General features: G+C 55.1%; 23 protein-coding genes. 18 read left to right on the top strand and 5 right to left on the bottom strand.

Annotated elements, in window-relative coordinates:
- Nucleotides 1-26 precede the first annotated feature (26 nt).
- The 12 genes from mutL to H7K52_RS13655 all read left to right on the top strand — a co-directional run bounded on the left by mutL (nt 27) and on the right by H7K52_RS13655 (nt 14,613).
- Entirely contained in the window at nt 27-1,892 is a 1,866-nt protein-coding gene (gene mutL, locus H7K52_RS13710; RefSeq protein WP_105100027.1) for a DNA mismatch repair endonuclease MutL, read from the top strand.
- Nucleotides 1,885-2,835, top strand: a complete 951-nt coding sequence (gene miaA / locus H7K52_RS13705) for a tRNA (adenosine(37)-N6)-dimethylallyltransferase MiaA (protein WP_033743148.1) — start codon at nt 1,885-1,887, stop codon at nt 2,833-2,835. Before mutL ends, miaA begins: the two co-directional genes overlap by 8 nt.
- 103 nt (nt 2,836-2,938) lie before the next feature.
- Nucleotides 2,939-3,250 (top strand): RNA chaperone Hfq, encoded by a 312-nt coding sequence (gene hfq / locus H7K52_RS13700; RefSeq protein ID WP_182630137.1) that lies wholly within the window; start codon nt 2,939-2,941, stop codon nt 3,248-3,250.
- 71 nt (nt 3,251-3,321) lie between these two features.
- Complete coding sequence (gene hflX / locus H7K52_RS13695; protein WP_003855317.1) at nt 3,322-4,602, top strand: ribosome rescue GTPase HflX; 1,281 nt, start codon at nt 3,322-3,324, stop codon at nt 4,600-4,602.
- 224 nt (nt 4,603-4,826) lie between these two features.
- Nucleotides 4,827-6,065 (top strand): FtsH protease activity modulator HflK, encoded by a 1,239-nt coding sequence (gene hflK / locus H7K52_RS13690; RefSeq protein ID WP_003855318.1) that lies wholly within the window; start codon nt 4,827-4,829, stop codon nt 6,063-6,065.
- 3 nt (nt 6,066-6,068) lie between these two features.
- Nucleotides 6,069-7,073: a protease modulator HflC gene (gene hflC, locus H7K52_RS13685; RefSeq protein ID WP_003855319.1), complete on the top strand. Its 1,005-nt coding sequence runs from the start codon at nt 6,069-6,071 to the stop codon at nt 7,071-7,073.
- A 56-nt stretch (nt 7,074-7,129) separates the two neighbouring features.
- Nucleotides 7,130-7,330 carry a DUF2065 domain-containing protein gene (locus H7K52_RS13680; RefSeq protein ID WP_033743145.1) on the top strand — a complete coding sequence of 67 codons (201 nt, stop codon included), beginning with the start codon at nt 7,130-7,132 and terminating at the stop codon, nt 7,328-7,330.
- Between the two features lie 164 nt (nt 7,331-7,494).
- The gene (locus tag H7K52_RS13675) at nt 7,495-8,793 is read left to right on the top strand and encodes an adenylosuccinate synthase (protein WP_008925795.1); all 1,299 of its coding nucleotides are present in this window, start codon (nt 7,495-7,497) and stop codon (nt 8,791-8,793) included.
- 218 nt (nt 8,794-9,011) lie between these two features.
- Nucleotides 9,012-9,455: a nitric oxide-sensing transcriptional repressor NsrR gene (nsrR, locus tag H7K52_RS13670; RefSeq protein ID WP_182630136.1), complete on the top strand. Its 444-nt coding sequence runs from the start codon at nt 9,012-9,014 to the stop codon at nt 9,453-9,455.
- 16 nt (nt 9,456-9,471) lie between these two features.
- Nucleotides 9,472-11,961 carry a ribonuclease R gene (rnr, locus tag H7K52_RS13665; protein WP_039659429.1) on the top strand — a complete coding sequence of 830 codons (2,490 nt, stop codon included), beginning with the start codon at nt 9,472-9,474 and terminating at the stop codon, nt 11,959-11,961.
- Between the two features lie 68 nt (nt 11,962-12,029).
- Nucleotides 12,030-12,764, top strand: a complete 735-nt coding sequence (gene rlmB, locus H7K52_RS13660) for a 23S rRNA (guanosine(2251)-2'-O)-methyltransferase RlmB (protein ID WP_182630135.1) — start codon at nt 12,030-12,032, stop codon at nt 12,762-12,764.
- Nucleotides 12,765-12,984: 220 nt separating this feature from the next.
- The gene (locus H7K52_RS13655; RefSeq protein WP_003855329.1) at nt 12,985-14,613 is read left to right on the top strand and encodes an isovaleryl-CoA dehydrogenase; all 1,629 of its coding nucleotides are present in this window, start codon (nt 12,985-12,987) and stop codon (nt 14,611-14,613) included.
- On the opposite strand, the gene bsmA is transcribed toward H7K52_RS13655, so the two are convergent.
- On the bottom strand, nt 14,587-14,913 hold the full coding sequence (bsmA, locus tag H7K52_RS13650) for a biofilm peroxide resistance protein BsmA (protein ID WP_003855330.1): 327 nt from the start codon (nt 14,911-14,913) through the stop codon (nt 14,587-14,589). The genes H7K52_RS13655 and bsmA overlap by 27 nt on opposite strands.
- Nucleotides 14,914-14,969: 56 nt before the next feature.
- Nucleotides 14,970-16,901, bottom strand: a complete 1,932-nt coding sequence (locus H7K52_RS13645) for a methyl-accepting chemotaxis protein (RefSeq protein ID WP_182630134.1) — start codon at nt 16,899-16,901, stop codon at nt 14,970-14,972.
- A gap of 159 nt (nt 16,902-17,060) precedes the next feature.
- Here H7K52_RS13645 and yjfP point away from each other — a divergent pair, with 159 nt between their 5' ends.
- A complete protein-coding gene (yjfP, locus tag H7K52_RS13640) occupies nt 17,061-17,810 on the top strand; it encodes an esterase (protein WP_008925791.1) in 750 nt (249 codons plus the stop codon).
- A 49-nt stretch (nt 17,811-17,859) separates the two neighbouring features.
- On the opposite strand, the gene H7K52_RS13635 is transcribed toward yjfP, so the two are convergent.
- Nucleotides 17,860-18,066, bottom strand: coding sequence for a hypothetical protein (locus H7K52_RS13635; RefSeq protein WP_003855333.1), 207 nt, complete (start codon nt 18,064-18,066; stop codon nt 17,860-17,862).
- A 404-nt stretch (nt 18,067-18,470) separates the two neighbouring features.
- Here H7K52_RS13635 and rpsF point away from each other — a divergent pair, with 404 nt between their 5' ends.
- The 4 genes from rpsF to rplI are packed head-to-tail and all read left to right on the top strand — an operon-like array spanning nt 18,471 to nt 19,911.
- Nucleotides 18,471-18,866 (top strand): 30S ribosomal protein S6, encoded by a 396-nt coding sequence (gene rpsF, locus H7K52_RS13630; RefSeq protein ID WP_003855334.1) that lies wholly within the window; start codon nt 18,471-18,473, stop codon nt 18,864-18,866.
- Nucleotides 18,867-18,872: 6 nt separating this feature from the next.
- Nucleotides 18,873-19,190 carry a primosomal replication protein N gene (gene priB / locus H7K52_RS13625; RefSeq protein ID WP_010256154.1) on the top strand — a complete coding sequence of 106 codons (318 nt, stop codon included), beginning with the start codon at nt 18,873-18,875 and terminating at the stop codon, nt 19,188-19,190.
- A 4-nt stretch (nt 19,191-19,194) separates the two neighbouring features.
- The gene (gene rpsR / locus H7K52_RS13620; protein WP_002210155.1) at nt 19,195-19,422 is read left to right on the top strand and encodes a 30S ribosomal protein S18; all 228 of its coding nucleotides are present in this window, start codon (nt 19,195-19,197) and stop codon (nt 19,420-19,422) included.
- Between the two features lie 39 nt (nt 19,423-19,461).
- Nucleotides 19,462-19,911: a 50S ribosomal protein L9 gene (gene rplI / locus H7K52_RS13615; RefSeq protein WP_003855506.1), complete on the top strand. Its 450-nt coding sequence runs from the start codon at nt 19,462-19,464 to the stop codon at nt 19,909-19,911.
- Between the two features lie 82 nt (nt 19,912-19,993).
- Here rplI and H7K52_RS13610 read toward each other — a convergent pair whose 3' ends face one another.
- Nucleotides 19,994-20,668: an OapA family protein gene (locus H7K52_RS13610; RefSeq protein ID WP_164913074.1), complete on the bottom strand. Its 675-nt coding sequence runs from the start codon at nt 20,666-20,668 to the stop codon at nt 19,994-19,996.
- 220 nt (nt 20,669-20,888) lie between these two features.
- Between H7K52_RS13610 and fklB the strand changes: the two genes are divergently transcribed.
- Nucleotides 20,889-21,509, top strand: a complete 621-nt coding sequence (gene fklB / locus H7K52_RS13605) for a BamJ family beta-barrel-assembly machinery protein (protein ID WP_003855508.1) — start codon at nt 20,889-20,891, stop codon at nt 21,507-21,509.
- A 44-nt stretch (nt 21,510-21,553) separates the two neighbouring features.
- On the opposite strand, the gene H7K52_RS13600 is transcribed toward fklB, so the two are convergent.
- Nucleotides 21,554-23,497, bottom strand: a complete 1,944-nt coding sequence (locus tag H7K52_RS13600) for a bifunctional 2',3'-cyclic-nucleotide 2'-phosphodiesterase/3'-nucleotidase (RefSeq protein WP_003855510.1) — start codon at nt 23,495-23,497, stop codon at nt 21,554-21,556.
- Between the last annotated feature and the right edge of the window lie 130 nt (nt 23,498-23,627).

The following is a 23,627-nucleotide window of genomic DNA, read 5'->3' as shown; positions in this document are numbered from 1 at the left end:
CCGGGCTACCAGTTAAAAGGAAAACCATGCCGATTCAAATTTTACCGCCACAACTGGCTAACCAGATTGCGGCGGGTGAAGTCGTTGAGCGTCCTGCATCGGTGGTCAAAGAGCTGGTGGAGAACAGTCTGGATGCTGGCGCTACGCGCATTGAAGTTGATATTGAAAAGGGTGGCGCAAAGCTTATCCGGATCCGTGACAACGGCTGCGGCATCGTTAAAGCTGAGCTGTCGATGGCGCTGGCCCGGCACGCTACCAGCAAAATAGCCTCACTGGATGACCTGGAAGCGATTATGAGTCTGGGCTTTCGCGGTGAAGCGCTGGCCAGCATTAGTTCGGTCTCCCGCCTGACCTTAACCTCACGTACCGCCGATCAAACTGAAGCCTGGCAGGCCTATGCGGAAGGGCGTGACATGACGGTGACAGTTAAACCGGCAGCGCATCCCTGCGGCACCACGCTGGAAGTGCTGGATCTTTTTTATAACACCCCGGCACGCCGCAAGTTTATGCGCACGGAGAAAACCGAATTCGGCCATATCGACGAAGTGATTCGTCGTATTGCGCTGGCACGTTTTGACGTGGCGATATCATTAAGTCACAACGGTAAAATGATGCGTCAGTACCGTGCTGTCAGTGAGGAGAGTCAGCGTGAACGGCGACTGGCGGCAATCTGCGGCACCACCTTTATGCAGCATGCGCTGCGAATTGACTGGCAACATGATGACCTCTCGCTGCGTGGCTGGGTTGCCGATCCCGCAGGGTCGCGACAGGTCACCGATCTGCAGTATTGCTACGTCAATGGCCGGATGATGCGCGACAAGCTGATCAATCATGCTATCCGTCAGGCATTCCAGACACAGCTTCAGGATGACCAGCAGCCCGCTTACGTGCTTTATCTGGAGATCGATCCGCATCAGGTGGATGTCAACGTTCACCCGGCCAAGCATGAAGTACGATTTCACCAGTCACGTCTGGTACATGACTTTATTTATCAGGGCGTGGTCAGCGCGCTTCAGGCGATGGCGGCACCCACCTTACCCGCGCTGCAGGCCGAAGAACCCGCGCCACGCTGGCAGCCTGAAAATCGTCAGGCGGCCGGGGGAAATCATTTTGCGCAGCCTGCAGCGTCTGCCAGTGAGACAAAACCCTCGTCCGCGCGTGAAACTCCGCCTGTCTGGCAAAACAAAGAGAATGTTTATCGTCAACGCGAAGGCGCGGTTTATCAGCAACTGCTGAAAACCCCTTCCGGCCCCCCCTCGTCCGGCACCACACCGCCGCTGAGCGCCCGCGAGCCAGCACCGCGTCCGGCCCCGAAACCCTCGCCGCTGGCCCCCCATGCCCAGAGTTTTGGCCGGGTGCTGACGATTCTGCACAATCACTTTGCGCTGCTGGAGCAGGACCAGACATTAATGCTGATGTCGCTGCCGGTTGCGGCACGCTGGCTGAAACTGGCTCAGCTGGAACCGGGTGAAGAGGGGCTTAAGCCGCAGCCGCTACTGATTCCAGTCAGGCTGAAAATTGCGCTGAATGAACGACAGGCAGCAAAAGAAAACAGTAGTCTGCTCAATCAGATGGGTATCGATCTTCAGATCGATGGTGAACACGTGACGCTGCGCGCGGTGCCTTTACCGTTACGAACACAAAATTTACAAATCTTGATTCCTGAGCTGTTAGGCTATCTCGCCCGGCAGCAGGAGAACACTGCGACGCAACTGGCCCAGTGGCTGGCGCAGCGTCAGGAAACAGCGTCCTCCGACTGGAATCACTCACAGGCGATCAACCTGCTGGCAGAGCTTGAACGGCTTTGCCCACAGCTGCTTAAATCGCCGCCTTCAGGCTTATTACAGCCCATAGAGATTGAGAGCGCGGTCAACGCGTTGAAGCATGAGTGAATTAAACCAGGCTGGCCGGCCAAAGGCTATTTTTTTGATGGGACCTACGGCTTCGGGTAAGACCGCTTTAGCGATTGAGTTGCGTAAGCACTTACCCGTGGAACTTATCAGCGTTGATTCTGCCCTTATTTATCGTCAGATGGATATTGGTACGGCGAAACCGTCGGCTGAAGAGTTAGCAGTGGCGCCCCATCGTCTGCTCGACATCCGCGATCCCGCAGAAGCCTATTCGGCAGCGGAGTTCCGGCGGGATGCTTTAGCAGAAATGGCGGAAATCGTTGCAGCCGGACGAATACCGTTGCTTGTTGGTGGAACCATGCTCTACTTCAAGGCGTTACTTGAAGGATTGTCGCCGTTGCCCTCGGCCGATCCTGATGTTCGTCAGCGGATAGAGCAAACGGCGCGTGAAAAAGGCTGGGATGCTTTACACCGCCAGCTGTGTGAAATCGACCCGGTTGCCGGCAGTCGTATTCATCCGAATGATCCGCAGAGACTTTCGCGAGCACTGGAAGTTTTTTTTATTTCGGGTAAAACTTTAACGGAACTGACAAAAACATCCGGTGAAGCGTTACCCTACGACGTGCAACAGTTTGCCATCGCCCCCGCGAGCCGCGAATTGCTGCACCAGCGTATCGCGTTGCGTTTTGAGCAGATGTTAGCGTCAGGATTTGAAGCGGAGGCTCGGGCCCTGTTTGCACGAGGTGATTTGCATACGGACATGCCTTCCATTCGTTGTGTTGGCTATCGTCAGATGTGGTCTTATTTATCGGGCGAAATCGATCACAGCGAAATGGTTTATCGGGGAATTTGCGCGACCCGGCAACTTGCTAAGCGACAGATAACCTGGTTACGCGGTTGGGAAAATGTTCACTGGCTTGACAGTGACGAGCCCCGGCTGGCGCTTGATACAGTGTTACAGGTTCTTAGTGCGAAGCATGGGTGATTGTGTACAATTGATGGGTTATCGTGCGCAAATTTTTACGCAGTATTTTTCGAACCATAGGTTCTACTAGCAACAAACAACAAGCATATAAGGAAAAGATAGAATGGCTAAGGGGCAATCATTACAAGACCCGTTTTTGAACGCACTGCGTCGTGAACGTGTTCCGGTTTCGATTTATCTGGTTAACGGTATTAAGCTGCAGGGTCAGATAGAGTCATTTGATCAGTTCGTCATTTTGTTGAAAAACACGGTAAGTCAGATGGTTTATAAGCATGCCATTTCTACCGTTGTTCCTTCGCGCCCGGTTTCTCACCATAGCAATAATACCGGCGGCGGCAGCAACAATTATCATCAGGGCGGCAGCAACACAACTGCGCAGCCACAGCCACAACAAGACGGTGATAGCGCAGAATAACGCGTCATCGTACAGCCAGGCACGGAAGACAAACGTTTTCCGTCCTGGTCTTTATTTAGCGAGGTTATAGCTTGTTTGACCGTTATGAAGCCGGTGAGCAGGCCGTACTGGTACACATCTGGTTCTCCCAAGACAAAGAAGTAGAAGATTTACAGGAGTTTGAAACCCTGGTTTCTTCTGCTGGCGTTGAGGCGCTGCAAGTGGTTACTGGCAGCCGTAAAGCGCCGCACCCCAAGTATTTTGTCGGTGAAGGAAAGGCCGTTGAAATTGCCGATGCGGTAAAAACAACTGGAGCATCGGTCGTGTTATTCGATCATGCCCTCACGCCCGCTCAGGAAAGAAACCTCGAGCGCCTGTGCGAATGCCGCGTCATAGATCGCACTGGTTTAATTCTGGATATCTTCGCCCAGCGTGCACGTACCCACGAAGGTAAATTGCAGGTTGAGCTGGCACAGTTACGCCATCTTGCGACACGTCTGGTACGTGGCTGGACTCACCTTGAACGCCAGAAAGGCGGGATCGGTTTGCGTGGTCCGGGTGAAACACAGTTAGAAACAGACCGACGACTGCTGCGCGGACGAATCAGTCAGATTTTGTCTCGTCTTGAGCGGGTTGAAAAACAGCGTGAGCAGGGACGTCAGTCTCGTGCCAAAGCGGATGTGCCAACGGTTTCGCTGGTGGGTTATACCAACGCCGGCAAGTCGACCCTCTTTAACGCCATGACTTCTGCCAACGTCTTTGCCGCAGACCAGCTGTTTGCGACCCTTGATCCCACACTGCGCCGCCTGAATGTTGCCGATGTCGGAGATGTGGTGCTGGCAGACACGGTCGGCTTTATTCGCCATCTTCCTCACGATCTGGTTGCCGCTTTTAAAGCCACACTGCAGGAGACGCGTCAGGCGACGCTGTTAATGCACGTGATTGATGGCGCGGACCTGCGCGTGACAGAAAATATCGCCGCTGTTGATGCCGTACTGGAAGAGATTGAAGCGGATGAAATCCCGACGTTACTGGTAATGAATAAAATCGATATGCTTGACGGTTTTGAACCGCGTATCGATCGTAACGAAGAGAATCTGCCCATTCGCGTCTGGCTCTCCGCTCAGACCGGTGTGGGTATTCCGCTGCTATGGCAGGCGCTCTCTGAACGTCTGGCGGGTGAAATTGCCCAGCATGCGTTACGTCTGCCACCGGAAGCGGGGCGACTTCGTAGCCGTTTCTATCAGTTGCAGGCGATTGAGAAAGAGTGGAATGAAGAAGACGGCAGTGTAGGATTGCAGATACGTATGCCCATCATTGAATGGATGCGTTTATGTAAGCAGGAACCGTCGCTGACCAGTTACATCGTTTGATATTGCCCGACGCACTTACCTCAAAATTGAAGATTGTCGCATTTTCGTTGCAGGCCAGATACGCAGGATTTACCCGGGTATTTCGGATTTCAGCAAGGCGGCAACTGAGTGAATCCCTGGGTGCTTACTGCTGTAAGTGACCGGGGTGAGCGAAGGCAGCCAACATCGCTGCAATCCGAAAGATGAAGGGTAAAAACCGTAATTACAATAAATGGAGTAGAGACATGGCGTGGAATCAGCCCGGAAATAACGGACAGGACCGCGACCCGTGGGGAAGCAGCAATAATCAAGGCGGCAACTCTGGGGGAAATAAGGGAGGACGGGAATCCGGGCCTCCTGATCTGGATGATATCTTCCGTAAGCTGAGCAAGAAGCTTGGTGGACTGGGCGGTGGCAAACAGAGCGACAGCGGTCAACGCGGCTCCGGCAGCGGTGGCAAAATTGTTGGCATCGTGGCTGTTGCTGCTGTAGTCATCTGGGCTGCAAGCGGTTTCTACACCATCAAAGAAGCGGAGCGTGGCGTAGTGACGCGTTTCGGTAAGTTCAGTCACCTGGTCGAACCCGGCCTGAACTGGAAACCTACATTCATTGATCAGGTTCGTGCGGTTAACGTTGAATCAGTACGTGAACTGGCGGCTTCAGGTGTCATGCTGACTTCGGACGAGAACGTTGTGCGTGTCGAAATGAACGTGCAGTACCGCGTGACCGATCCGGAACGTTATCTTTATGCAGTCACCAGCGCGGACGACAGCCTGCGTCAGGCAACTGACAGCGCGCTGCGCGGCGTGATTGGTCGTTCCACCATGGACCGCATTCTGACTGAAGGCCGTACCGTGGTGCGTAGCGAAACCCAGCGTGAAATCGATGAGACGATTCGCCCTTACAACATGGGTGTCGCGGTTGTGGACGTTAACTTCCAGGCTGCCCGTCCGCCGGAAGAAGTGAAGTCTGCCTTTGATGACGCGATTGCGGCACGCGAAAACCGTGAGCAGTACGTCCGTGAAGCAGAAGCTTACGCCAACGAAGTTCAGCCTCGAGCTAACGGCCGTGCGCAACGTATTCTGGAAGAGGCGCGTGCATACAAAGAGCGTACCGTTCTGGAAGCCCAGGGTGAAGTGGCGCGATTCGCCAAAATTCTGCCGGAATATAAAGCCGCGCCTGAAATCACCAAAGAGCGTCTTTATATCGAGACGATGGAACGTGTGCTGAGCCATACCCGCAAAGTCCTGGTTAACGATCGGGGTAATAACCTGATGGTGCTGCCGCTGGATCAACTGATGCGTGGCACCCAGGCTGCACCGGGCCAGAGCGGTCAGAAGGGCAGTAACAGTTCTTCGCTGCCGGCTATCTCCGATCGCGGCGCCAGCCGCAATGACACGTCGTCATACAGTCCGGACAACATCATGGATCAGCGTCGGGCCAATGCTCAGCGCAGCGACAGCCAGCGCGAAGGGAGAGAGTAATCGATGCGTAAGCCAATAGTATTTTTGATCATTGTCGTGCTGGTGGCGCTCTATGCGTCGCTGTTTGTGGTGCAGGAAGGGGAGCGAGGCATTGTTCTGCGCTTCGGCAAAGTCCTGCGCGATGGTGAAAACAAACCGCAGGTGTTTGCGCCGGGCCTGCATTTCAAGATCCCATTCCTGGAAACGGTTAAAACGCTGGATGCGCGCATTCAGACCATGGATAACCAGGCCGATCGCTTCGTCACTAAAGAGAAGAAAGATCTGATCGTCGACTCTTACATCAAGTGGCGTATTAGCGACTTCAGTCGCTACTACCTGGCTACCGGCGGCGGTGATGTCTCTCAGGCGGAAGTGCTGCTGAAACGTAAGTTCAGTGACCGCTTGCGTTCTGAAATGGGCCGTCTGGATGTGAAAGATATCGTAACGGACTCTCGTGGTCGCCTGACGACGGATGTCCGTGATGCGCTGAACACCGGTTCTGCTGGCAGCGATGATGAAATCGCAACGCCTGCTGCCGATGACGCTATTGCCAGTGCAGCGGCTCGTGTAGAGCGTGAAACCAACAGCAGCGAGCCGGCGCCCAATCCGAACAGTATGGCGGCATTAGGTATTCAGGTGATGGATGTGCGTATCAAGCAGATCAACCTGCCGACTGAGGTTTCCGATGCGATCTTCAACCGTATGCGTGCCGAGCGTGAAGCGGTAGCGCGTAGCCAGCGTTCGCAGGGTCAGGAAGAGGCTGAAAAACTGCGTGCTCAGGCCGATTATCAGGTGACACGTACTCTGGCTGAAGCCCAGCGTGAAGCGCTGATTACACGTGGTGATGGTGATGCGGAAACGGCGCGGTTGTTTGCGGATGCGTTCAGCAAAGATCCTGACTTCTACGCTTTCATTCGTAGCCTGCGCGCCTATGAAAACAGCTTCAGTGAAAATCAGGATGTGATGGTGTTAAGTCCGGATAGCGACTTCTTCCGATATATGAAGGCGCCCTCTAACGCGACACGTTAAGAACTGATATAACCTGTAGGCCGACAATGTTGTCGGCCTTTTTTTTGGGTATCAGAATGAAAACGAGCATCTGGATGGCACTGGCGCTGGTATTAGTGCTGGAAGGGTTGGGACCGATGTTTATGCCACGCGCCTGGCGACGCATGATCCTGACGATGAGCCGTTTACCCGATCGCCTGCTGCACCGATTTGGTGGTGGACTGGTGGTGGCTGGCATGGTGATCTATTGCATGCTGAGTCTGCACGGCAACCTGTAAACCGGGAGAAGATCGGCTAAATTGTGCCTCTTTGCGCCGTTATCCCCAATATGTTGTAGTGATCAAAACGCAGGCAAAAAAGCGCGCAATCGTATGCTAAAAGTGCTGAAAAGCATAGGATCAGATGGTAGAATCCTTTTTTAAGCAATCGGTGATTTTGAGAAATGGGTAAGAACGTCGTCGTACTGGGCACCCAATGGGGTGACGAAGGTAAAGGTAAGATTGTAGACCTTCTGACTGAGCGCGCGAATTACGTTGTGCGTTATCAAGGCGGCCACAATGCGGGCCACACGCTTGTCATCAACGGTGAAAAAACCGTCCTCCACCTGATCCCTTCTGGCATTCTGCGCGATAACGTGACCAGCATCATTGGTAACGGCGTAGTGCTCTCTCCTGAAGCCTTAATGAAAGAGATGAAAGGCCTGGAAGCGCGCGGAATTCCGGTACGCGAGCGTCTGCTGATTTCTGAAGCCTGTCCGCTGATCCTGCAATATCATGTTGCGATGGATATGGCGCGTGAACGTGCCCGTGGTGCCAAAGCGATTGGTACGACTGGCCGTGGCATCGGTCCTGCTTATGAAGATAAAGTTGCCCGTCGTGCACTGCGCGTCAGCGACCTGTTTAATAAAGAAACATTTGCCGCCAAACTGAAAGAAGTCGTCGATTTCTACAACTTCCAGCTGGTGGAGTATTACAAAGAGCCGGCAGTCGACTTCGATAAAGTGCTGAGCGATGTGATGGAAGTCGCTGACATCCTGACTGGCATGGTGGTTGACGTCTCTGAACTGCTGGATGTCGCGCGTAAGCGTGGCGATCTGATTATGTTTGAAGGTGCGCAGGGTACGCTGCTGGATATCGATCACGGGACTTATCCGTACGTGACCTCATCCAACACGACCGCAGGTGGTGTTGCAACCGGTTCAGGCATTGGTCCGCGTTATGTCGACTACGTTCTGGGTATTGTGAAAGCTTACTCAACCCGCGTTGGTGCAGGCCCGTTCCCGACCGAACTGTTCGACGAAACCGGCGAATTCCTCTGTGCGCAGGGTAATGAGTTTGGTGCGACCACCGGTCGCCGCCGCCGTACCGGCTGGCTGGATGCAGTAGCGGTTCGCCGCGCGGTTCAGATCAACTCCCTGTCAGGTTTCTGCATGACCAAGCTGGACGTGCTGGATGGCCTGAAAGAGGTGAAAATCTGTGTGGCTTACCGTATGCCTGATGGTCGCGAAGTGACCACCACGCCACTGGCGGCAGAGAACTGGGAAGGCATTGAGCCGGTTTACGAGACCCTGCCAGGCTGGAGCGAGACAACGTTTGGCGTGAAGACGCTGGAAGGTTTGCCTCAGGCCGCGCGTGATTACATCAAGCGTGTTGAAGAGGTAACAGGTGTGCCGATTGATATCATCTCAACCGGTCCCGATCGTAGTGAAACGATGATTCTGCGCGACCCGTTTGACGCATAATCATTCAGGCCGGACACTGTCCGGCCCTTGTTTTTCCACTCTCAGATGCCACTTAATCTCCCTTCGCTTGTCAAACCTTGTGCTGGCTTAAAAAAACGCACGGCTGATCAGACTCTGGTTTATCATCGTAGTTAATCGAATGGCGATCCGATTCAATCCTGACATCAATCGTAAGGCGAATAACCTAATGGCACGCCTGAAGGTTCACCGAGGTTACTGTGCAGCTCACGAGTTTTACTGATTATGGCTTACGCGCCCTGATTTATCTGGCATCGTTGCCAGAAGGTCAGCAGACCAATATTACGGAAGTGACAAACACCTATGGTTTGTCCCGCAATCATATGGTCAAAATCATCAATCAGCTGAGCCGGGCGGGCTATGTCGCCGCCACGCGTGGTAAAAACGGCGGCATTCGTTTGGGTATGCCAGCGCGCCAGATTGTCATTGGCGACGTGGTACGTAAGATGGAGCCACTACAACTGGTTGACTGCGCCTCCTGTTCCATCACGCCAGCCTGTCGTCTGAAGCAGGCATTACATGATGCAGTGCAGCGATTTTTGCAGGAGCTGGATAACTATACCCTGGCAGACCTGGTCGAAGGCAATACACCACTTTATGAGATCATCTTGTCCAGATCGCCAGTGGCAACAAATATTAAATGACATCGGAGGAACCGCTATGTCAAAAGATCCATTTCAGGATAGAGAAGCTGAAAAATACGAAAACCCTATTCCGAGCCGTGAATTTATTCTGGCTCTGCTAGAAAAACGTGAAAAACCGGCCAGCCGTGAAGAGCTGGCTGAAGAGATGAATCTGCAGGAAGAAGAGCACCTTGAGGCGCTGCGTCGCCGCCTTCGCGCTATGGAGCGTGATGGTCAGCTGGTGTTCACCCGCCGTCAGTGTTATGCCCTGCCAGAACGCCTTGATCTCCTGCGCGGTAAAGTCATTGGCCATCGTGATGGCTACGGCTTCCTGCGGGCAGAAGGCCAGAAAGATGACCTTTACCTCTCCGCAGAACAGATGAAATTCTGTATGCACGGTGACGTGATCCTGGCGCAGCCGCTGGGTGCCGATCGCAAAGGCCGCCGCGAAGCGCGTGTGGTTCGCGTGCAGGAACCCCGCAACAATCAGATCGTTGGCCGGTACTTTACCGACGCTGGCGCAGGTTTTGTGGTACCGGACGACAGTCGCCTGAGTTTTGATATTCTCATCCCGCCTGAAGAGACGATGAATGCCCGTATGGGTTCCGTGGTGGTGGTTGAGCTGGTCCAGCGTCCGAACCGTCGCAGCAAGGCGATCGGTAAAATTGCAGAGATTCTGGGCGATGATATGGGCACCAGCCTGGCCGTAGATATGGCGCTGCGTACCCATGAAATTCCGCACACCTGGCCGCCAGAAGTGGAAGCGCAGATCAGTAAGCTGAAAGAAGAAGTGCCGGAAGAGGCCAAAAAAGGCCGCGTCGATCTGCGTAAACTGCCGCTGGTCACCATCGATGGTGAAGATGCCCGTGACTTTGATGATGCTGTCTACTGTGAGAAGAAGCGCGGTGGCGGATGGCGTCTGTGGGTGGCGATTGCCGACGTGAGTTACTACGTCCGTCCTGGCACGCCACTGGATGACGAAGCGCATCAGCGCGGCACCTCAGTTTACTTCCCGTCGCAGGTTGTTCCGATGCTGCCCGAAGTACTGTCGAATGGCTTATGTTCGCTTAACCCGCAGGTCGATCGTCTCTGTATGGTGTGCGAGATGACCATTTCGACCAAGGGCAAGCTGACAGGCTTTAAGCACTACGAAGCGGTAATGAATTCCCATGCGCGTCTGACCTATAACAAAGTCTGGAACATCCTGCAGGGCGACAAAGAGCTGCGTCAGCAGTATGCACCGCTGGTCAAAGACCTCGAAGAGCTGAATAACCTCTATCATGCGCTGGAAGCTGCCCGTGAAGAGCGTGGCGGCATCTCGTTTGAAACGGAAGAGGCGAAGTTCATCTTCAACGCCGAGCGCCGTATTGAACGTGTTGAGCGTGCATCACGTAATGACGCCCACAAACTGATTGAAGAGTGCATGATCCTGGCGAACATCGCCTCGGCACGCTTCGTTGAGAAAAATCAGGAACCGGCACTGTTCCGCGATCACGATCGCCCGACCGACGAGAGCATCAAGAGCTTCCGTACCGTGCTTAATGAGCTGGGACTGACGCTGCCTGGCGGCAATAAACCGCAGCCGGTTGATTATGCAGCGCTGCTGAAGCAGGTTGCCGATCGTCCTGATGCGGAAATGCTGCAAACCATGCTGCTGCGTTCGATGAAGCAGGCCGTTTACGATCCGGAAAACCGCGGTCACTTTGGTCTGGCACTCTCGTCCTATGCGCACTTTACTTCGCCGATTCGCCGCTACCCGGATCTGACGCTGCACCGCGCTATCAAGTATCTGCTGGCGAAAGAGCAGGGTGAAGGCAAGGGACTGGTTCAACGTGCCATCAAGTACCTGATGCCTAAAGATAAAAATGCCAAAGATCTCACTACGGCAACCGGCGGCTATCACTACGAGATGCCGGAGATGCTGCAGCTGGGTCTGCACTGCTCCCTGACCGAGCGCCGTGCGGATGAAGCGACCCGCGACGTCGCGGACTGGCTCAAGTGTGACTTTATGCAGGATCAGGTTGGCAATGTCTTCAACGGCGTCATCTCCAGCGTCACCGGATTTGGCTTCTTTGTCCGCTTAAGCGATTTGTTCATCGACGGTCTGGTGCACGTTTCAACGCTCGACAACGATTACTACCGTTTTGATCCGGTTGGTCAGCGTCTGATTGGTGAATCGGGCGGTCGCACCTATCGTCTGGGTGACACGGTTGAAGTGCGTGTTGAAGCGGTCCACATGGACGAGCGTAAAATCGACTTTGCTCTGATCTCCAGCCAGCGTCAGGTCCGTGGTGAAGGTAAAACCGCGCGTGACCGGGCAAAACGTGACGATAACGCCCCAACGAAACGCCGTCGCAATGCGAGCAGGAAGTCTAACTTCGAGCCGGATTCTGCGTTCCGGGGTGATAAAGGCAAGCCCGCCGCTGCGGATTCCGCGAATAAAAGTAAAAATGTCTCGGAAAAAACCCGTAAAATCGCCGCCGCCACCCGGGCGAAGCGCGCCAGAAAAAAGGCGCAGCCTGACTGATGCGCGCACCCGCCCTTTCTCCTGAGAAAGGGCGGTCATTTATTCATTTCCAAACACTGAGCAGATCGATGAGCGAAATTATTTTTGGTATCCATGCCGTGCAGGCGTTGCTGGAACGTGACCCACAACGTTTCCAGGAAGTCTTTATCCTCAAAGGCCGCGACGACCGTCGCCTGCAACTCGTGGTCGCCGCGCTGGAAGCTCAGGGGATTGTTATTCAGCTGGCCGAGCGCAAGTGGCTCGACAGCCAGGTTGAAGGCGGTGTGCATCAGGGTATCGTAGCTCGGGTGAAACCGGGCCGTCAGTATCAGGAAGGCGATCTGCCGGATCTGCTGCAGAGCCTGGACAAACCGTTCCTGCTGGTGCTGGACGGTGTCACCGATCCCCATAACCTGGGTGCCTGCCTGCGCAGCGCTGATGCTGCCGGTGTTCACGCCATCATCGTGCCAAAAGATCGTTCCGCTCCCCTGAACGCCACCGCCAAAAAAGTGGCCAGTGGCGCGGCAGAGAATGTGCCGTTGATCCGCGTGACCAACCTGGCGCGTACTCTGCGTCTGCTGCAGGAATATAACATCTGGGTCGTTGGCACCGCAGGTGAAGCGGACCATACCGTCTTCCAGAGCAAAATGACCGGCCCGATGGCGCTGGTGATGGGCGCAGAAGGGGAAGGCATGCGTCGTCTGACCCGTGAGCATTGCGATGAGCTGATCAGCATTCCGATGGCGGGCAGCGTTTCTTCGTTGAATGTCTCGGTCGCCACCGGCGTCTGCCTGTTTGAAGCGGTGCGTCAGCGCAACGCCTGATCCCCGATGTGATCCTCGCCACAAATTAGTTTCTGTACCAGGCATAACTGCACGTCATTCGTATATACCCAAAGAATTTCGGGTTGCATTGAGGCGGCAAGAGAACGAATCCCGATGAGCTTACATGAGTAAGTGATTCGGGTGAGCGAACGCAGCCAACAAACATGCAGCCTGAAAGACGACGGGTATACTTACTGAGTGACATCCGCGAGGAGCCGTTATGACCTGGACAACACACACTGTTTTTAATCAGCCTCATCCTCTGAGCAACAGCAATCTGTTTCTGTCTGATACGCCGCTTGGCGAGGCACTGTCACGCGAAGGTGCCGGATGGGATCGGGAATGGCTGGCATCGGTAGGTCGTCAGCTGGGCAGCGCCGAGTCTCTGGAGCTGGGCCGACTCGCCAATGCTGAGCCGCCTGAACTGCTGCGCTACGACGCCCGTGGCGAACGCATGGATGAAGTTCGTTTCCATCCCGCCTGGCATCTGCTGATGCAGGGTGTCTGCGCCAGTCGCCTGCACAACCTGAGCTGGCAGCCCACGGTTCGTGAACAGGCCAGCGTGGCGCGCGCTGCGCGCTTTATTCTGCATGCGCAGGTTGAGGCGGGCACGCTCTGCCCGGTGACCATGACACATGCGGCCATTCCCCTGCTACAGACTTATCTGCCGGCCGCCTTTGAAAGCTGGCTCGATCCGCTGCTCAGCGATCGCTACGATACCCATGCACAGCCCGGCGACCAGAAGCGGGGTCTGCTAATCGGAATGGGTATGACGGAAAAGCAGGGCGGCAGCGATCTGCTCACCAGCACCACCCACGCTGAACCGCTGGGTGCGCGTGGCGCAGGTGAAGCCTACCGCCTGACGGGCCATAAATGGTTTTTCTCCGTGCCACAGAGTGATGCGCATCTGGTGCTGGCTCAGACGCCTGCCGGATTAAGCTGTTTCTTCCTGCCGCGGCTGTTACCCGATGGGTCACGCAATGCCATCCAGCTGGAGCGGCTAAAAGATAAGCTGGGCAATCGTTCCAATGCCAGCTGTGAAGTGGAGTTTCGCGACGCGACTGGCTGGCTGCTGGGTGAGGAGGGCGAAGGCGTGCGGCTGATCCTGAAGATGGGCGGCATGACGCGTTTCGACTGCGCCCTTGGCAGTCACGGTCAGATGCGCCGCGCTTTCTCGGTAGCCGTCTCGCATGCCCATCAGCGTCAGGTAATGGGGAAAAATCTGGTGGAGCAGCCGCTGATGCGTCAGGTTCTGGCTCAGCAGGCATTGCAGCTGGAGGGACAAACTGCGCTGCTGATGCGGCTGGCGCGCGCCTGGTCACAACCGGCAAAACCGCATGAAGTCACCTTTGCCCGCCTGTTTACGCCCGCGGCAAAATATGAGATCTGCAAAGCGGGTGCGCCGTTCGTTGCGGAGTCGATGGAGGTGCTGGGAGGGATCGGCTATTGCGAGGCCAGTGAGCTCCCGCGCCTCTATCGTGACATGCCCGTCAATAGCATCTGGGAAGGATCGGGCAACGTGATGTGCCTTGATGTGCTGCGCGTGCTTGCCCGTCAGGCAGAGGTTACCGCGATGCTAAGTCAGGAATTTGAAGCAGTGAAAGGGAGTAACCGCCATTTTGATACGCGCTGGCGTCAGCTGCGTCTGAGGCTTAACCACGTTCCTGAAGAGCAGGCGCGTGAGGTTACCCGCACGCTGCTGCTGCTGGCAATGGGTGCACAGCTACTGAAATATGCCGAACCTCCGCTGGCGGATGCATGGTGCCAGCAGTGGCTCGACCAGCGTGGCTCGCGCCCGCTTGAGGCCGCGATTACCGATCGTTTACTGGACCGTGCCTGCGGCAGGTGATGCGCCGTACAGAATCGCACTGGCGTACCAGAAGCCCGGCATGACCGTTTCGCTCACCATCACGATCTGATAGTAAGCGGCTCCGGCCTGATTGGCCTGGGCGGCAACGGCACGCTGGGCATCATCCGGTGAGCCGTGTACGTTAACGGTAATATTGCCCAGCTTCGGCAAACCGCCACTCTGCGCCCGTGAAATCTCCTGTGCCTGTTGAGTCGGCGCAGGCGGGGCTTTTGGCGTGGTGTCAAACGCCGAACAGCCTGCCAGCAGCAGGCTGAACACCAGTAAATAAGCAGAACGCATAGCAAAACCCTTTTTCAGGACGAGACAATGAGTGTACGTCATCGCCCTGAAAGACGTCAGGATTTCAGGCTGAATACGCTGACCAGCTGGGTCAGGTGGTGCCCTTTATCACTCAGGTTCTGCGCGCTGTTTTCCGCCTGTGCCACCAGTTCGCTGTTCTGGTGCGTCGCCTGACTGATCTGGTTCATCGCAATATTAACCTGACCGATACCTGCCGCCTGCTCCTGCGCCGCCACGTTGATCTCGCCCATCAGTGCCTGCACCTGCTCGATGTGCGTCACAATGTTGGTCATTGCATCGCGCGTCTGCTCAGAGAGCTGATGGCCCTCTGCCACGTTGCTGATAGAGGTCGCAATCAGTCCGTCGATCTCTTTAGCGGCTTGCGCGGAACGCTGAGCCAGCGCGCGCACCTCGGCGGCTACCACGGCAAAACCCCGGCCCTGTTCGCCAGCACGCGCCGCTTCAACCGCAGCATTCAGCGCCAGGATATTGGTCTGGAAGGCGATCGACTCAATCACATGCGTGATATCCGCAATGCTTTGCGATGAAACCTTAATGGCTGACATGGTATTGACAGAGCGCACCACGGTTTTGCTGCCGTGACTGACGATATTGCTGGCTTCGGACACCAGTGACATCGCCTGACGCAGGCTTTCGGCGGTGTGTTCAACCGTGGCACCAAACTGCTCCATGCTGGCAGAGGTCTGCTCGACGCTGCTGGCCTGACGCCCGATCTGCTCGCTGATGTTATGGCTGCTGGCCGCGATGGTGTCCGTGCCGTCGCTGATCTCCTGCGCCGCACCGCGCACCTGGCCGACAATTTTCTCCAGGCCATCGCCAATGCCGTTAATTGCAATGATCAGCTGGCCAACTTCGTCGCGACGAAGCGTATCCATATGGACCTGCAGGTTGCCGGCGGCATACTGCTCCGCCAGATGAATCACCTGCTGCAGCGGACGGGTAATCGCCCGACGGCTGTACCAGACAAAGCCCAGCGCAAAGACGATTACCAGAACCAGTCCGGTAATCAGGAACAGGTTACGGCTATGCGTAATGGGCGCAAGCAGGCTGTCGCGGTTAACTTCGCCGGTAATCACCCAGTTCCAGTCCGGCAATTGCTCCCAGGCCAGAATCTGCATCTCACCATTGATCTCCACCTGCTGCATACCTTTCGGCTCCGTCAGCAGCGGTTTCAGCGTTGCATCATCCCAGTCGGGGCGTTTTCCTTCGTCGTGCTGATCGAACAGATACGCTCCCTGCGTTTTACCGGGCGTGCCGTTGAGCACGAAGAAATGACCGCTATCACCCAGCTTACGCGCCAGGATTTTTTCTCGCATCAGCGCATACTGTTTATCAATACCCACACCGACGAACAGAATGGCAACGACTTTACCGCTCTCATCTTTTATCGGCTGATACTGTGTGATATAGCGATGGCCGAACAGCGTCGCCAGCCCGCGGTAGACTTCGCCCTGGTGAACACGTTTCCAGGCCGCCCCGGTGCGGTCAAGCTGCGTACCGATTGCGCGACTGCCATCCTCTTTTTTCAGCGAGGTTGAAACACGGACAAAGTCATCGCCATCGCGCACGAAAATGGTCGCCACGGCGGCGGTGCGCTCGGTGAAATCGTCTACGGCAGTTTGATCGAGATTCAGTGTTTTCAACCCGGCACGCAGCACTGGCGTCGAAAAGGCACCGACCTGCACCCGCGAGCTTTCATCCAGGCTAAAGCGCTTAGGCAGGAAGCTGGTAAACAGATCGGTATAGTGAGCCACCTCTTCGGTGAGGGTGGCATTAAACATAGTGGCCATTTCACTGATGCCCTGCACCTGGTTGTGCATGTCATCGATGGCGAGATTTTCCAGCTGGCGCGAGGCGTTGTGGCTTTGAGTCAGTGTCAGCACCAGCAACAGCAGTGCAACGCTGAGAGACGTCAGTACAGACAGCTTAACTCCGAGACTCAGTCCGCTGAGAGAGAGACGCTTCATAAATTACCTTTGATCAAGTTAAGGGAGTACACGATCAACGGCAGAGTGCGGGAAAAGTTTAGGGAGAAGTTAGACAGCTAAGCGGAGCGGGTGATTTCGCAAATCAACCCGCAGAACACAGACTTGATCGGCATGCCTTGCTGCCTCTCAGGAGAGACCATGATTGAACTCACTACAGAAACACTGGCCGGTATCGAATGCCTGCACGCCACGCCTGCCGGACAACGGCATCAGCCACTGCCAACCGTGCTGTTTTATCACGGCTTTACCTCATCAAAAGAGGTCTACGCCTATTTCGCCGTGGCGCTGGCACAGGCGGGGTTTCGGGCGGTGATGCCAGATGCGGAGCTGCACGGCGCGCGTTATCACGGTGATGCCAATGCACGCCTGGGCCGCTTCTGGGAGATTCTGAAACAGAACATTGATGAGCTGCCATTGCTGGAGGCTGCGCTGCGTAGAGACAATCTGATCGCTGACAGGCGTTTCGCAGTGGCGGGTGCGTCGATGGGTGGCATGACGGCACTGGGCGCGATGGCGCGTTATCCGCAGATCCAGAGCGTCGCCTGTATGATGGGATCGGGCTATTTTATGCAACTGAGCGAATCGCTGTTTCCACCGCTGGTGGCTGATACGCCGGAGCAGAAAGCGCAGTTTGCGGCCCGTATGGCTCCCCTGACGGACTATGATCCCTGCAACCATCTGGAGGCACTGGCTAACCGTCCGCTACTGTTGTGGCATGGCGAAGCGGATGAGGTTGTGCCCTGGGCGGAGAGTGTCCGGCTGGAGAGGGCGCTGCGTGACAATGGACTGGCGCAGCATCTGACCTCACTGTCGGAAAAACAGATCGGGCATAAGATCACGCCCTCTGCATTAACGGCGCTGGTCAGCTTTTTTAAACAGCAGCTATAAATAATGAACGGGCGGAGAAGGACTCTGCCGCCCGTAAAGTTACCAGCACTTACCAGAACGCAGACGCTTTTTCTGCTGCGCTGGCAGGCGCATTAACCGGGTTTCTTTCCGGCGTATCCAGCCGGTTAACGTAAACATAACCCGATGCCGCTTCGCTGCTGTGACTTCTCATCTGCTGCGCACAGTCAGCATGGCTGGCAAGAGCGGGTGGAGACAGGAAGAGACCCAGTAAAGTGGCGATGACGAACGTTTTCATGCCCGACTCCTCACTTCAGGGAACACACTCTGCGTGACGCCACTAAGCGAACCGTGACGTCTCTAATCAGTTTAGCGACTGAGTAAATTATCGCCAGATCATCCACCTGAACCTCTTTGTCAGCATTTTTGAACCTTCGCCGCCCAACCTGCTGTATTTACGTCATTAGCACAAAAAGCCCCGATATCTGGCACGACGCCTGCGATTTGTTTAAATGTGCGCTTGAGTTCAGGCACCTTCGCCGGTATGATTACGCGTCAATTTTTCAGCCGCATTCTCAGGCTGTGTCCCACAAACGCTCGTCACTGCGAACCTTTGTGGGACACAGCCTATAACGTTCCTTGCTTCCATGGGCCGCGGTTGACCCCGACAGGAGGCTGAATAATCCGTAAGGAGCAATTTCGATGCGTCATTACGAAATCGTATTTATGGTTCATCCTGACCAGAGCGAACAGGTTCCTGGCATGATCGAGCGTTACACTGGTGCTATCACTGGTGCTGAAGGCACGATTCACCGTCTGGAAGACTGGGGCCGCCGTCAGCTGGCTTACCCGATCAATAAACTGCACAAAGCGCATTACGTTCTGATGAACGTTGAAGCGCCGCAGGAAGCGATCGATGAGCTGGAAACGAACTTCCGCTTCAACGACGCCGTTATCCGTAGCATGGTTATGCGCGTTAAAAACGCGGTAACTGAAGCATCACCGATGGTTAAAGCGAAAGATGAGCGTCGTGATCGTCGCGAAGATTTTGCTAACGAATCCGCTGATGAGTCAGATGCTGGGGATTCTGAAGAGTAATCCATCGTGACGGTCAATCGACTTCGCCTGTCTGGCACTGTGTGCAAGACACCGGTTCGAAGAGTTAGCCCGTCAGGAATTCCTCACTGTCAGTTTGTGCTTGAGCACCGCTCAGTGCAGGAGGAGGCCGGGTTTCACCGGCAAGCCTGGTGTCGTATGCCTGTTATTATTAGCGGCAGCGCCCATCAGGTGATTACTCAACATATAACGGTCGGCACGCAACTCACACTCGACGGTTTCATTAGTTGCCATCAGGCACGAAATGGCCAGAGCAAAGTGGTGTTCCATGCCGAGCAGATTGAATTGATAGATTCTGGAGACTAGCCTAATGGCACGTTATTTCCGTCGTCGCAAGTTCTGCCGTTTCACCGCGGAAGGCGTTGTTGAGATCGATTACAAAGACATCGCAACGTTGAAAAACTACATTACCGAAAGCGGTAAAATTGTCCCGAGCCGTATCACCGGTACTCGTGCAAAATACCAGCGTCAGTTGGCTCGCTGCATCAAGCGTGCGCGTTACCTGTCTCTGCTGCCGTACACTGATCGTCATCAGTAATCGGCAACTGTCCATTAACGACTTTAAGAGGATAAGGTAATGCAAGTTATTCTGCTTGATAAAGTAGCAAACCTTGGCACCCTGGGTGATCAGGTTAACGTTAAAGCGGGCTATGCTCGTAACTTCCTGGTACCACAGGGCAAAGCTGTTCCTGCTACCAAGAAAAACGTTGAGTTCTTCGAAGCACGCCGTGCTGAACTGGAAGCCAAACTGGCTGACGTTCAGTCTGCAGCAACTGCACGCGCTGAGAAAATCAATGCACTGGGCACTGTAACCATCACGTCTAAAGCGGGCGATGAAGGTAAACTGTTCGGTTCAATCGGTACCCGCGACATCGCTGATGCAGTTACTGCAGCTGGCGTTGAAGTCGCTAAGAGCGAAGTTCGTCTGCCGAACGGCGTTCTGCGCACTACCGGTGAGCATGAAGTAAGCTTCCAGGTTCACAGCGAAGTCTTCGCTAAACTGAACGTGAAAGTTGTTGCTGGTTAATTTTATTAACTGAGCACGACATCAACGCCGGCCTTGTGCCGGCGTTTTTGTTTTTATGCCTTTCAATAAACTGCTGTTGGCCTTACTGCGCGCGAATAAAGCTGCCATCTGGCTGACGCGTAAACAGCACCGGGCCATTTGCGCCATCAACGGTCAGACCGGTTACCACACCCTGCGCATCCTGACGGATTTTCACCTGCTGACCACTTTTCAGTGAGCTGAGCGGCTGGTCACTGCCTTCCACCCGCGCCATCGCAAACACATCATTGACCGGCAGACTGTTGTCACGAAACAGCTGCGCCAGCGTCTGACCCGACGCAATGGTCATATTGCGCCATTCGCCCTGAGAATCAGCTTTTGGCGTCTGCTGAGACGCTGAGGATGAAGGCTGACGGGCACGGTTGTTATCATAAATATCCGCCTGCATCGGCACCTCTTTCTCCGCAGAAGGCGAAGACTGCTCGACCGGATAACGCAGGGTACTGGTGGGCCAGAGAAACGCCACCAGCATCACCAGCAGTGCCGCCACAATGCCACGACGGTGCGGCGCAGGCAGCGGATCCATCCAGCGAATATGGTCGGTAAAATGCCAGATACGCTGAAGCCATGTCGGCAGGCGGGATGACGTGTCTGAAGCCATTGGGGTTTCCTCCTCTCCGGCAGTTTGCTGTAGCCTGCGTGCGGCCAGCCAGGTCTGCAGCCGGGATACCATTTGTTTTGCACGCATCCTGCGGCGGCGTGGGGCAATCTGGCCCATGTTTGCTCTCTTATTCAGGTGCTACAGATGAGGTGATCCCCATCGATAGTTATAGTATGGGCAATACCGGCGCGAAGTGCCTGCCAGCATTGATAAATTTGACGTGGCTATTGTTTCTCTTTCATCAGCAAAAGTCATCTGCGACGCAGGGCATTTTACGCCAGCGGCCTGCGCTGCTATGCTGCCGGTTCGAATTTATCCGAGAGTGAAAGGAACGAAGATGACTACCCCTTCTTTCGACAGCGTCGAAGCACAAGCAAGTTACGGTATTGGTTTACAGGTTGGCCAGCAGTTGCTGGAATCTGGTCTGCAGGGTCTGCAACCAGAAGCACTGCTCGCGGGTCTGCGCGACGCGCTGGAAGGGAACTCGCCGGCCGTACCGGTTGATGTGGTTCATCGCGCACTGCGTGAAGTGCACGAACGCGCGGAAGGCGTGCGTCGTGAGCGTACCGAAGCTATGGCCGCAGAAGGTCAGGCATTCCTGCAGGAACATGCGCAGCGTGAAGGCGTGAGCAGCACCGAATCAGGTCTGCAGTTCAGCGTGATTACTCAGGGTGAAGGTCCAATCCCATCACGTCAGGATCGCGTACGCGTTCACTACACCGGCAAACTGATCGACGGCACCGTGTTCGACAGCTCAGTTGCCCGTGGCGAACCGGCAGAATTCCCGGTAAGCGGCGTTATCCCTGGCTGGATTGAAGCGCTGACGCTGATGCCGGTTGGCTCAAAATGGGAACTGGTGATCCCACAGAACCTGGCGTATGGCGAGCGCGGTGCGGGTGCCTCTATCCCACCATTCAGCACGCTGCTCTTCGAAGTTGAGCTGCTGGAAATCCTGTAAGATAAGACGCTGCAACCACCCCGGTTGCAGCGTTTTCTCCCGCCTTATTTCTGCTGTAAATTTACCTGCCACAGTGCAAAGCCAATCGCATCTGTTCCTTTGGGCTGAAGCGGATATTGCGCATGCTGCTTAATAAATCCGGTCGCCTTATCGCCCGGTGCCGTTTCAAACTGAATATCGAGCGGAGTGGATGAGGTAATCGGTGCCAGACGCCAGTTATTGTCCGCCTTCGGCTGAACTGCGCCATGCGCTTTGGTTTCCGCGCTGATGTAGGCTGCTACCACCGAACGGTTCTCATCTGGCGAGGCAAAGGCGATGTACTTATCTCCGGTGCCGGCAAACTTGCCGCCATATGCGCGATAGTTATTGGTCGCCACCAGGAAGAGAGCCTGCGGATCGATGGGTTTACCCTGCCAGGTAAGCTGACGGATGCGTGAGGCGTCAGGATGGATCAACTGACACTCTGCGTCATAACGCGCGGGCTGGGTCACATCAATCTGATAATTGACTCCATCAATCACATCGAAGTTATAGGTGCGGAAATCCCAGTTAATCAGCGACTGCGTTTTGCTGCTGTGCGGATCGATCTGGTTAAACTGGCCTGCTGAGCATTCCAGCCACTCTTTCACCTGCGCACCCGTGACTTTCATCACGACCAGTGTATTGGGATAGAGATAGAGATCGGCCGCATTACGGAAAGTCAGGGCACCTTTCTCCACTTCGACATAGCTGGCAGGATCGTTTTTACGTCCGCCCGCTTTAAACGGCGCGGCAGCAGAGAGCACCGGCAAACGGCCCAGATCCGGATCGCCCTGAATGAAATGCTCCACATAAGCGCGCTGCGCATTATTGACGATCTGCACCGTTGGATCGTCCTGAACCAGCGACAGATAGCTGTACATTACGTCAGCCGACTTGCCGATGGGCTTCGCCACAAACTCCCGCGTGGCGCGGTGATCGTCAGCCAGCACTTTCACCAGCGCCGGATCTTCCGCCGCCAGCGATTTCTTCGCGGCAGTATCGTAGATCGGTCGCGCCTCTGCTTTGCCGCTGCTCACCTGCCAGCGTCCGCCCTCATTGTTCAGCACCAGATCGACCACGCCAAGATGATCGCCCCACATGCCTGGCATCACCGCCGGAACCCCGTTCAGCGTGCCGTTAGCAATGTCTGCGCCTTTGATGCCAGCAAACTCCTTGCTGGGGAAGACGGCATGCGCATGACCAAACAGGATGGCGTTAATACCTTCCACCTGGCTGAGGTAGTAAACCGAGTTTTCTGCCATTGCGTGATACGGCTCGCTGCTCAGGCCGGAGTGAGGGATAGCAATAATCAGATCGGCACCCTGCGCGCGCATCTCAGGCACATAGCGGCGAGCTGTTTCGGTGATGTCATCCACCCGTACCTTGCCCTGCAGATTGGCTTTATCCCACACCATGATCTGCGGCGGCACAAAGCCGATATAGCCAATCTTCAGGGTCTGCGATTTGCCCTCGCGATCAACCACCGTCGTGGATTTGATGAGGTAAGGGGTAAACAGCGGTTTGCCGCTCTTCACATCAATCACGTTGGCGTTCACATAAGGGAAGCGCGCACCCGCCAGCGCTTTTTTCAGGTAGGGCAGGCCATAATTGAATTCATGGTTACCGAGGTTGCCGACAGCGTAATCCAGCGTATTAAGCGCCTTGTAGACCGGATGGATTTCACCCTCACGCAGCCCTTTAGCCGCCATGTAGTCGCCCAATGGGCTGCCCTGAATGATGTCGCCGTTATCAACCAGCAGGCTGTTCTTCACCTCCTGCCGGGCGGCGTGAATCAGCGTGGCGGTGCGCACCAGACCAAATTTCTCGGTTGGCGTATCTTTGTAGTAGTCGAAATCCATCATATTGCTGTGCAGATCGGTGGTTTCCAGTACGCGTAAATCCACCGTCGCGGCCTGGGCGGCGACGGAAACGCTCAGGGCCAGTAACATCATTCCGGGCTTAAACATGCTTGCTCCTGCTGCAAATTAAATTCAGGCTCTCAAAATAATGTAAAAGCATGACAGATAGTCATTTTAAATCGTGATGGATATAACGTTTTGATGCATCGGCCTGCGACTCATTCTTATACGATAAAGG

Source organism: Pantoea hericii (genome assembly GCF_014155795.1).
In the GTDB taxonomy this organism is placed as follows: Bacteria; Pseudomonadota; Gammaproteobacteria; order Enterobacterales; family Enterobacteriaceae; genus Pantoea; species Pantoea eucalypti.
Note: the sequence above shows the minus strand (reverse complement) of the source record. Positions and strands in the feature narration are given on the sequence as shown.

Bases quoted from the DNA above. Each gene is read 5' to 3' on its own strand.
- hflC (WP_003855319.1), top strand. From the start codon at position 6,069: ATGCGTAAGCCAATAGTATTTTTGATCATTGTCGTGCTGGTGGCGCTC.
- H7K52_RS13655 (WP_003855329.1), top strand. From the start codon at position 12,985: ATGACCTGGACAACACACACTGTTTTTAATCAGCCTCATCCTCTGAGC.
- rpsF (WP_003855334.1), top strand. From the start codon at position 18,471: ATGCGTCATTACGAAATCGTATTTATGGTTCATCCTGACCAGAGCGAA.
- hfq (WP_182630137.1), top strand. From the start codon at position 2,939: ATGGCTAAGGGGCAATCATTACAAGACCCGTTTTTGAACGCACTGCGT.
- miaA (WP_033743148.1), top strand. From the start codon at position 1,885: ATGAGTGAATTAAACCAGGCTGGCCGGCCAAAGGCTATTTTTTTGATG.
- rlmB (WP_182630135.1), top strand. From the start codon at position 12,030: ATGAGCGAAATTATTTTTGGTATCCATGCCGTGCAGGCGTTGCTGGAA.
- rplI (WP_003855506.1), top strand. From the start codon at position 19,462: ATGCAAGTTATTCTGCTTGATAAAGTAGCAAACCTTGGCACCCTGGGT.
- H7K52_RS13635 (WP_003855333.1), bottom strand. From the start codon at position 18,066: ATGAAAACGTTCGTCATCGCCACTTTACTGGGTCTCTTCCTGTCTCCA.
- rnr (WP_039659429.1), top strand. From the start codon at position 9,472: ATGTCAAAAGATCCATTTCAGGATAGAGAAGCTGAAAAATACGAAAAC.
- yjfP (WP_008925791.1), top strand. From the start codon at position 17,061: ATGATTGAACTCACTACAGAAACACTGGCCGGTATCGAATGCCTGCAC.
- H7K52_RS13600 (WP_003855510.1), bottom strand. From the start codon at position 23,497: ATGTTTAAGCCCGGAATGATGTTACTGGCCCTGAGCGTTTCCGTCGCC.
- rpsR (WP_002210155.1), top strand. From the start codon at position 19,195: ATGGCACGTTATTTCCGTCGTCGCAAGTTCTGCCGTTTCACCGCGGAA.
- bsmA (WP_003855330.1), bottom strand. From the start codon at position 14,913: ATGCGTTCTGCTTATTTACTGGTGTTCAGCCTGCTGCTGGCAGGCTGT.
- H7K52_RS13645 (WP_182630134.1), bottom strand. From the start codon at position 16,901: ATGAAGCGTCTCTCTCTCAGCGGACTGAGTCTCGGAGTTAAGCTGTCT.
- fklB (WP_003855508.1), top strand. From the start codon at position 20,889: ATGACTACCCCTTCTTTCGACAGCGTCGAAGCACAAGCAAGTTACGGT.
- H7K52_RS13675 (WP_008925795.1), top strand. From the start codon at position 7,495: ATGGGTAAGAACGTCGTCGTACTGGGCACCCAATGGGGTGACGAAGGT.
- H7K52_RS13610 (WP_164913074.1), bottom strand. From the start codon at position 20,668: ATGGGCCAGATTGCCCCACGCCGCCGCAGGATGCGTGCAAAACAAATG.
- mutL (WP_105100027.1), top strand. From the start codon at position 27: ATGCCGATTCAAATTTTACCGCCACAACTGGCTAACCAGATTGCGGCG.
- hflK (WP_003855318.1), top strand. From the start codon at position 4,827: ATGGCGTGGAATCAGCCCGGAAATAACGGACAGGACCGCGACCCGTGG.
- H7K52_RS13680 (WP_033743145.1), top strand. From the start codon at position 7,130: ATGAAAACGAGCATCTGGATGGCACTGGCGCTGGTATTAGTGCTGGAA.